Source organism: Arthrobacter sp. P1_A5, from assembly GCF_056406825.1.
In genome coordinates, this window is record NZ_JBFTZL010000171.1 from 1 (window position 1) to 7,927 (window position 7,927).

Consider the following 7,927-nt stretch of genomic DNA (forward strand, 5'->3'; position numbering starts at 1 on the left):
GCGGAGCCCTTGGAGGCCCCGGTTGCCGGGGCCTCCGGAGCCGGAGCCGGCTCGGCCGCGGCCGCCGGAGCTTCCGGTGCCGGGGCCGCCGGAGCTTCCGGTGCCGGGGCCGCAGAACCGGCACCCGTAGAGTCCTCGTGCTCGGCCATCGCGGCGAGGGAGGCTGCCGCGGAGTAGTCCACTTCCACCTCGGGGCCGGAGTGGGCCCGGAGCACCACCATCGACTTTGCCGCCAGCTTCAGCACGGACCCGGCTTTCAGCGGCGCCTCAGTGTCCGCCTGGTCCGCGGTGTCCACCAGCACGTCCCAGAACCGTGAGTACTCCTCGGCCGGCAGGGCGAAGTCCACGTCGTCGTCGTGGGCGTTGAAGCCGAGCAGGAAACTGTCGTCGGTGATCCGGCGTCCGCGGGAGTCCTGTTCCTGGATGCCGTGGCCGTTGTAGAACACACCGATGGTCCGGCCGAAGCCGCTGCCCCAGTCCTCCGGGAGCATTCCGGTGCCGTCGGTCTTCAGCCAGACGATGTCCGGCAGTTTCTCGCCCTCACCGCGGACCACCGGGCGGCCGTCGAAGAAGCGGCTGCGCCGGAACGTCGGGTGGTCGTGCCGGATCTTGTTGACGACGGCGGTGAACTCCACCAGCGGCTGGTCCATCGCGTCCCAGTGGATCCAGCTCAGCTCGGAGTCCTGGCAGTAGGTGTTGTTGTTGCCCTGCTGGGTGCGGCCGAGCTCGTCGCCGTGCAGGAGCATCGGGACGCCCTGCGAGAGCAGCAGGGTGGCGATGAAGTTGCGCTGCTGGCGGGCCCGAAGGGTCAGGACGTGGTCGTTGTCCGTGTCCCCTTCCTCGCCGCAGTTCCAGGAGCGGTTGTGGGATTCGCCGTCGTTGTTGCCTTCGCCGTTGGCGTCGTTGTGCTTCTCGTTGTAGGACACGAGGTCGCGCATGGTAAAGCCGTCGTGCGCCGTGACGAAGTTGATCGAGGCCACCGGGCGCCGGGCGGAGCTTTCGTAGAGGTCCGCGGAACCGGTCAGGCGGGAGGCGAATTCGCCCAGGGTCGAGGGCTCGCCGCGCCAGAAGTCGCGGACCGTGTCGCGGTATTTGCCGTTCCACTCGGTCCACTGGGGCGGGAAGTTGCCCACCTGGTAGCCGCCCGGGCCGATGTCCCACGGCTCGGCGATCAGCTTGACCTGGGAGACGATCGGGTCCTGCTGGATGAGTTCGAAGAAGGTGGACAGCTTGTCCACGTCGTAGAACTCGCGGGCCAGGGTGGAGGCGAGGTCGAAGCGGAAGCCGTCGACGTGCATTTCCGTCACCCAGTAGCGCAGGGAGTCCATCAGTAGCTGAAGGGAGTGCGGGTGCCGGACATTGAGGGAGTTACCGGTGCCGGTATAGTCCATGTAGTGCTTCAGGTCGCCGTCCACCAGCCGGTAGTAGGCCTGGTTGTCGATGCCCTTGAAGGACAGCGTGGGGCCGAGGTGGTTGCCTTCAGCGGTGTGGTTGTACACCACGTCCAGGATCACCTCGATGCCGGCCTTGTGCAGCTCGCGGACCATGGCCTTGAATTCCTGCACCTGGTGCCCGACGTCGCCGGAGGAACTGTAGGTGTTTTGCGGCGCGAAGAAGCCGATCGTGTTGTAGCCCCAGTAGTTGTTGAGGCCCTTCTCCTCGAGCGTGCCGTCGTTGACGAACTGGTGGACGGGCATGAGCTCGATCGCGGTGACGCCGAGCTTCTTCAGGTGCTCAATCACGGCCGGGTGCGACACGCCGGCGTAGGTGCCGCGCTGCTCTTCGGGAATTTCCGGGTGGAGCTCGGTCAGGCCCTTGACGTGCGCCTCGTAGATGACCGACTGGTGGTAGGGGATCCGCAGCTGGCGGTCGCCGTCCCACTCGAAGAACGGGTTGATGACGACGCCGTGCATGGTGTGCGGGGCCGAGTCGCTGTCATTGCGCGAGTCGGGGTCGCCGAATTCGTAGGTGAAGAGCGCCGGGTCCCAGTCGATCTGGCCCTGGACGGCCTTGGCGTAGGGGTCCATCAGCAGCTTGTTCGGGTTGAAGCGGTTGCCGTGTTCGGGTTCGTACGGGCCGTGGACCCGGTAGCCGTACTTCTGTCCGGGCTGGACCTGCGGCAGGTAGCAGTGCCACACGTAGCCGTCCACTTCGGTCAGTTCGATCCGGGTCTCGGTGAGGTCGTCGGCGAGGAGGCACAGTTCCACCCGCTCGGCGCGCTCGCTGAACAGGGCAAAATTGGTGCCAGTGCCGTCAAAAGTGGCTCCCAGCGGGTAAGCCGATCCGGGCCAGACTTCCATGTGTACTCCTCGTGCGGAACGAATATTCTCTAGACAGACTACTTGTAAGTAGGGTTAGTATTTGCCCGGGCGCCCGGGGCGCCCCCGTTTTGTTACAGCTCCCGCATCACCTCCGGGACGGCATGCGCGATGGCCGTTGCTGTCACCGGCCCCCCGCGGGAAGCCCGGACTCCGGCACGACCGTGGATGCTGGCTGCCATCGCCGCGATCGCCGCCCATCTGGCATCGGGGTCGATGTCATATGCACCGAAGCGCCCGACGTCGGCGCCCAACTGGGCCAGCAGTGCGCCGATGACTCCGGCCAGGACGTCGCCGCTGCCTGCCGTGGCGAGCCAGGGCGTGCCTTCGGACTGGCTGTAGAAGTCCTGGAAGGGGGAGGCCACAAGGGTCGTGGCGCCCTTGAGCAGCACGGTGGCTTCGGTCAGGCCCGCAGCCCGCCGCACTGCGCTGAGGGTGGATGCTTCGACGGCGGAGCGGTCCAACACAGCCCCGAGGCGCTGAAGCAATGCCGACAGTTCGCCCGCGTGGGGTGTCAGGATCACTTGCGGGGCCAGCACATCAGGCAGGGCCGGCAGCGCGCCGGCGTCGGCGATCGTCGGCAGGCCCGAGTCTGCGGCGTCGCGGGCGCGCTGCAGCTGCTCCTCATCGGAGTCATCCAGTCCGGAGCCGACGAGCCAGGCCTGAACGTGCGTGTCGGCCACGGCGCCGGCGCTGCACACCACCTCGGGGCAGGAACGGCGGACCAGGTCGGCGACGTCCGGCGGCCCCAGGTAACGCACCATTCCGACGCCGGCTGCCAGGGCGCCCTGGCAGGCCAGCACGGCGGCGCCGGGATATGCGCCGGAGCCCGCGACCACCCCCAGCACCCCCCGGGAGTACTTGTGCGCCCGCCGCTGCGGGCGTGGCAGGAGGGCGGACAGGTCTGCGGCCTCAAGCCGTCGCAGGGACGGCCATGGCAGCGCCTGCTCGATACCGATCGGGACCACCCGGATTGCGCCCGCGAAGTCCGCGCCCGGGTCCGCCAGCAGGCCGGCCTTCGCGGCCCCAAAGGTCACCGTCATGTCGGCCGCCAGCACCGGCGCGTGCGCCTCCCCCGTGTCCGCGTCTACCCCGCTGGGGATATCGCAGGCCACCACCAAGGGGGAACGGGAGCCCGGCCGGGAACGTTCCAGGGCCGCGACCAGTTCGGCGGCCGGTCCGCGCAGCCCGCCCTGGGCTCCGGTCCCGAGGACTGCGTCGATCACGACGTCGGTGCCGCCGGCCAGCGCKGCGAGTTCGGCGGCGTTGTCCCCGGTGAGGGCCACGGCATGCCCGCCGGCCTTCCGGAACGCCGCCAGTCCGGCGTCGTGGGCCGCGCCCGCGGTGAGCACCGCCGTCGTGCGCATGCCGCGGCGGGCCAGCAGCGCGGCGGCGAAGAGCCCGTCTCCGCCGTTGTTGCCCTTGCCCGCCAGCACGGCCACGCTGGAGCCGTACAGCCGCTGCCCGCGGCTGCGCAGTTCGCGGATCACGGCGTTGGCGAGCCCGTACGCGGCCCGCTGCATAAGAACAGCGCCCGCACCGGAGCCCAGGGTGTCGTCGAGAAATGGCTTTTCGGCCTCACGCACCTGGGTTCCGGTGTAGGCGCTGATCATGGTTTCAGTCCATTCGCGGTCGCTGGGGAATGCTTGGCGCTGGGGCCGGTTCTGCCTGGACGGCCGTCTCAGCCTTCGGCGACAACCGTCGCCGTGGCGATCCCGCCGTCGTGGCTCATGGACAAGTGCCAGCGCTTGACGCCCTTGGACTCCGCCACGGCCAGCACGGTGCCTTTGACCTGGACGGTGGGGCCGTTCTGGTCCAGCCCAATCCAGCAGTCCTGCCAGTTCATGCCGGCCGGCGCCCCCAGCACTTTGGCCACGGCCTCCTTCGCGGCAAACCGCGCGGCGAGGGACCGCGTGTTCAGTTCCCGCTCGGCGGGGACGAACAGCCTGTCGCGCAGCCCGGGGGTGCGTTCGAGCTGGCGCCCGAACCGCTCAATGTCTACGACGTCTACGCCTATGCCAACAATCATGGCGTTATTCTACGGTCACGCTCTTGGCCAGGTTGCGTGGCTGGTCCACGTCGTAACCCTTGGCCGAGGCGAGTGCGAGGGCGAAGATCTGCAGCGGCACCGTTGCGAGCAGCGGCGCCAGGAGCGTCGGGGTCTCCGGGATGTAGAAGACGTGTTCGGCGTACGCCTTGACGGCCTCGTCGCCTTCTTCGGCGATCACGATCGTCTTGGCGCCGCGGGCACGGACTTCCTGGATGTTGGAGACCACCTTGGAGTGCAGCGAGTCGCGGCCGCGCGGGGACGGGACCACCACGAAGACGGGCTGGCCTTCCTCGATCAGCGCGATCGGGCCGTGCTTGAGTTCTCCGGCGGCGAAGCCCTCGGCGTGGATGTACGCGAGCTCCTTGAGCTTGAGCGCGCCCTCCATCGCCACCGGGAAACCGACGTGGCGGCCCAGGAACAGCACGGACTTGGCGTCAGCCATGGACTGGCCGAGTTCCTTGATCTGGGCCTCGTTGTCGAGGATGCGCTGGATCTTGGCCGGGATCTTGCCCAGGTCGGCCAGGATGTCCTTGATCTCGCCCTGGAACTTGTTGCCGCGCAGCTGTGCCAAATAAAGGCCCAGCAGGTAGGCGGCCGTGATCTGGGCCAGGAACGCCTTGGTCGAGGCCACGGCGATTTCGGGTCCGGCGTGCGTGTAGAGCACGGCGTCCGATTCGCGCGGGATGGTGGAGCCGTTGGTGTTGCAGATGGAGACGGTCTTGGCGCCCTGTTCCTTGGCGTAGCGGACCGCCATGAGGGTGTCCATGGTCTCGCCGGACTGGGAGATGGAGACAATCAGCGTGTTCTCGTCCACGATCGGATCCCGGTAGCGGAATTCGTGCGAGAGCTCGACCTCGGTGGGAATCCGGCACCAGTGCTCAATGGCGTATTTCGCCACCTGCCCGGCGTAGGCGGAGGTGCCACACGCGAGGACGATGATCTTGTTGACGTTCTTGAGCAGCTGCGGGTCCACGCGGAGCTCGTCAAGCGTCAGCTTGCCGTGGATGTCCGAGCGGCCCAGCAGCGTCTGGAGCACGGCATCCGGTTGGTCGTGGATTTCCTTTTCCATGAAGGACGGGAAGCCGCCCTTTTCCGCCGAGGCCGGGTCCCAGTCGACCTGGTATTCCTTGCCCTCGGCGGGGGCTCCGTAGAAGTCCGTGATTTCCACGGAGTCGGCGGTGATCGTGACGATCTGGTCCTGGCCGAGTTCCACGGCGCGCCGGGTGTAGTCGATGAAGCCGGAGACGTCGGAGCCGAGGAAGTTCTCGCCTTCGCCGAGGCCGACGACGAGCGGGGAGTTCCGGCGGGCGGCGACCACAACGTCGGGCTGGTCGGCGTGGACGGCGAGGAGCGTGAAAGCGCCTTCGAGCCGCTGGCAGGCAAGCTGCATGGCCAGGGTCAGGCCGCCGTTGCTGGCGTCGCCGCCGAGCTGGTTCCGGTACACATCCCCGAGCAGGGCGGCCGCCACTTCCGTGTCGGTCTCGGATTCGAAGGTGACGCCCTTGCGCTGGAGCTCGAGCTTGAGCTCGGCGAAGTTCTCGATGATGCCGTTGTGGATCAGGGCCAGCTTGCCGCCGTCGGCCAGGTGCGGGTGCGCGTTCTGGTCCGTCGGGCCGCCGTGCGTCGCCCAGCGCGTGTGGCCAATTCCCGTGAGGGATTCCGGCAGCGGGCGGGCGTCCAGCTCCGCAATGAGGTTGCTCAGTTTGCCGGACTTCTTCCTGGAAGAAATCGTGCCGTCGGCCACTACAGCGATACCCGCGGAGTCGTAGCCGCGGTACTCCAGGCGCCGCAATCCTTCAAGGACAACGTCCAAGGCATCGTGTCCCACATTTACCCGGCCATCTGAGTGGCCCACATATCCAACGATTCCACACATGGTCATAAGCCTAGCGGGTTTCCGGGACGGAGGACGTGGGACGGCGGGGCGTGACGGCCCCTGCGCGGGGCTCAGGACGGCCGGCCCCGGCTTCCACCGGCCAGTCCATTTCGCTCTCGGCGTTGTGAAGGGCAGAATCTCTAGGGTGACTTTGCAACGCAATGAAGCGAACGGGGAAGGTGTCTCCCCGTTCGTGGAGCTGGACCGGCAGACCTGGTCCCGGCTCGCTGCCCAGATGGAGCAGCCCCTTAATGAAGAGGATGTGTTCCGCCTTCGCGGCCTCGGGGACCCCCTTGACATCAAGGAAGTGCGCGAGGTCTAMCTGCCGCTGTCCCGGCTCCTGCACCTTTATGTGGAAGCCGCGGGCCAGCTTCACTCTGCCACCACCACCTTCCTCGGCGAAAGCACCCAGCGCACGCCGTTCGTGATCGGCGTGGCCGGTTCGGTGGCCGTGGGCAAGTCCACCATTGCCCGCGTCCTGCGCGAAATGCTCCGGCGCTGGCCCGGCACCCCCAATGTGGAGCTCATCACCACGGACGGATTCCTCTACCCGCTCGCCGAGCTCAAGCGCCGGCAATTACTAGAGCGCAAGGGTTTTCCGGAGTCCTACGACCGCCGTGCCCTGCTGCGCTTCGTGAGCGAGATCAAGGGCGGCGCCGAGGAGGTCCGGGCCCCCTGGTATTCCCACGTCACCTATGACATCGTCCCCGGCAAGGAAGTGGTGGTGCGCCGCCCGGACGTGCTGATAGTCGAGGGGCTGAATGTCCTGGCTCCGGCCCGGGCGCGGCAGGACGGCAGGCAGGGCCTGGCCCTGAGCGACTTCTTCGATTTCTCCATCTACGTCGACGCGAAGACCTCGTATATCGAGGAGTGGTACGTGGACCGGTTCCGCAAACTGCGGAGCACGGCGTTCGCCCAGCCGGAATCGTACTTCCACCGGTACGCCACGCTCTCCGATGCCGAGGCCGAAGAGACTGCCCGTGAGATCTGGAAGCGCATCAACGAGCCCAACCTCGAGGAAAACGTCCTCCCGACCCGGGGCCGCRCGCAACTGGTCCTCACCAAGGACGCCGACCACTCCATCCGCCGGATGCTGCTGAGGAAGGTCTAGCACAGATGTGCTACGACGACGCTGACGGGACGGCGGGACGGCAGGAGGCCGGCCCGGAATCGCCGAGCCGCCGGGCCTTCAGCCGCCTCCTGCTGGCGGGCACGGGCCTCGCGGCGCTGTCCGCCTGCACCCCGGCCCAGTCCTTCACGCCGTCCGGCACGCCGGGGCCGACGCCGGGCACAGGCACTGGCAGTTCGACGCCGACCGCCGCCGCCGCGGCGTCGACCCCGCCGGCAAGCTCATCGTCGGCGCCCGTTCCGGAAAGCACCACTGCGGCGGCGCAGGCGCCGTCGGCGGCGTCGCCTGTCCCGCCGTCGGCCGCTGCTCGCCCTCCATCGGCCGCGGCGCCGGGGCCGCAACATTCCCTCTCGGACCCCACCAGCCCGTGGGTGATCGTCAACAAGCACCGCCCGCTCTCCCCCGCCACCTTTGTGCCGCCCGATCTGGCCCGCCCGGCCGTCCGTTTGGCGACGTCGGGCGAGGCGGCGCTGGTGAACGGCACGACGGCGGCAGCGGCTGAGAGGATGTTCGCGGCAGCGGCTGCCGACGGCGTCATCTTCACCCTGGCCAGC

At 68.1% G+C, this 7,927-nt stretch carries 6 protein-coding genes and 1 pseudogene; 2 read left to right on the top strand and 5 right to left on the bottom strand.

Features of this window, described 5'->3' with window-relative positions; all coding sequences use genetic code 11:
* The 4 genes from glgX to glmS all read right to left on the bottom strand — a co-directional run.
* Window positions 1-2,300, bottom strand: a 2,300-nt coding sequence (gene glgX / locus AC1D1S_RS17310) for a glycogen debranching protein GlgX (RefSeq protein ID WP_476995027.1), incomplete at its 3' end; no start/stop codon positions are given.
* Window positions 2,301-2,392: 92 nt separating this feature from the next.
* Entirely contained in the window at window positions 2,393-3,931 is a 1,539-nt protein-coding gene (locus tag AC1D1S_RS17315) for an NAD(P)H-hydrate epimerase (RefSeq protein WP_476995028.1), read from the bottom strand.
* A gap of 68 nt (window positions 3,932-3,999) precedes the next feature.
* Entirely contained in the window at window positions 4,000-4,347 is a 348-nt protein-coding gene (locus AC1D1S_RS17320; protein ID WP_018773713.1) for a holo-ACP synthase, read from the bottom strand.
* 4 nt (window positions 4,348-4,351) lie between these two features.
* Window positions 4,352-6,244, bottom strand: a complete 1,893-nt coding sequence (gene glmS, locus AC1D1S_RS17325) for a glutamine--fructose-6-phosphate transaminase (isomerizing) (RefSeq protein ID WP_476995029.1) — start codon at window positions 6,242-6,244, stop codon at window positions 4,352-4,354.
* A gap of 145 nt (window positions 6,245-6,389) precedes the next feature.
* Between glmS and coaA the strand changes: the two genes are divergently transcribed.
* Window positions 6,390-7,355 (top strand): type I pantothenate kinase, encoded by a 966-nt coding sequence (gene coaA / locus AC1D1S_RS17330; RefSeq protein WP_476995030.1) that lies wholly within the window; start codon window positions 6,390-6,392, stop codon window positions 7,353-7,355.
* A 10-nt stretch (window positions 7,356-7,365) separates the two neighbouring features.
* Here the strand turns inward: coaA and AC1D1S_RS17335 are convergent, their stop codons facing one another.
* Entirely contained in the window at window positions 7,366-7,755 is a 390-nt protein-coding gene (locus tag AC1D1S_RS17335; RefSeq protein WP_476995031.1) for a hypothetical protein, read from the bottom strand.
* On the opposite strand from AC1D1S_RS17335, the pseudogene AC1D1S_RS17340 reads away from it, so the two are divergent.
* Window positions 7,745-7,927, top strand: a pseudogene (locus AC1D1S_RS17340) (D-alanyl-D-alanine carboxypeptidase family protein); the annotation flags it as partial. The gene AC1D1S_RS17335 and the pseudogene AC1D1S_RS17340 sit on opposite strands and share 11 nt — an antisense overlap.